The organism is Vibrio sp. 1249-1 (genome assembly GCF_033340495.1).
Map to the genome: position 1 here is coordinate 1 of NZ_JAWOWJ010000473.1, position 731 is coordinate 731.

The 731-nt window shown below is 46.6% G+C and carries 1 protein-coding gene; it reads left to right on the forward strand.

Annotated features, from left to right (window positions below; all coding sequences use genetic code 11):
- Positions 1-99: 99 nt before the first annotated feature.
- Positions 100-731, forward strand: a 632-nt coding sequence (locus R7Z50_RS27065) for an alcohol dehydrogenase catalytic domain-containing protein (RefSeq protein WP_318149692.1), incomplete at its 3' end; no start/stop codon positions are given.

Below are 731 nucleotides of genomic sequence, written 5' to 3' on the forward strand. Positions count from 1 at the left end.
GCTGATGGATAAGATTAAGCAACAAACGGTCGCGACTGAGCAACCAGCCTAACAATGCAGTTTGGGGCGGCAGGTATCGCCCCAATTAGGAGAGAAATCATGGTACAAACAACGGCAGCGGTTATCTGTGGTGAGAAAAACGTTCAATTAAGAACCTTTGATTTACCAAACATTTCAGCCGACGAACTTCTGGTTAAAAACATTTCAAACAGCATTTGTCTATCCACTTACAAAGCAGCATTGTTAGGTAGCAAACACAAACGCGTTCCTGAAAACATTGACGAAGTGCCAGTGATGACAGGTCATGAATACGCAGGTGTGATTGTTGAAGTTGGTGAGAATCTAAAAGATCAATTCAAAGCTGGTGACTACTTTGTTCTGCAACCAGCCATGGGCTTGCCAACAGGCTACTCAGCAGGCTACAGCTATGAGACATTTGGTGGCAACGCGACGTATTCCGTTATTCCTAAAATCGCTATCGACCTAGGTTGCGTACTGCCTTACCACGGCGATTACTTTGCTGATGCGTCTCTGGCGGAGCCAATGTCTTGCATCATCGGTGCGTACCATGCGAGTTACCACACTACCCAATACGTGTACGAACACGATATGGGCATTAAAGAAGGTGGTGCGTTAGCGCTTTTGGCGTGTGCTGGCCCAATGGGGATTGGTGCAATTGACTATGCGATTAACTGCCCTGTAAAGCCAAAACTGATCGTGGTGACGGACAT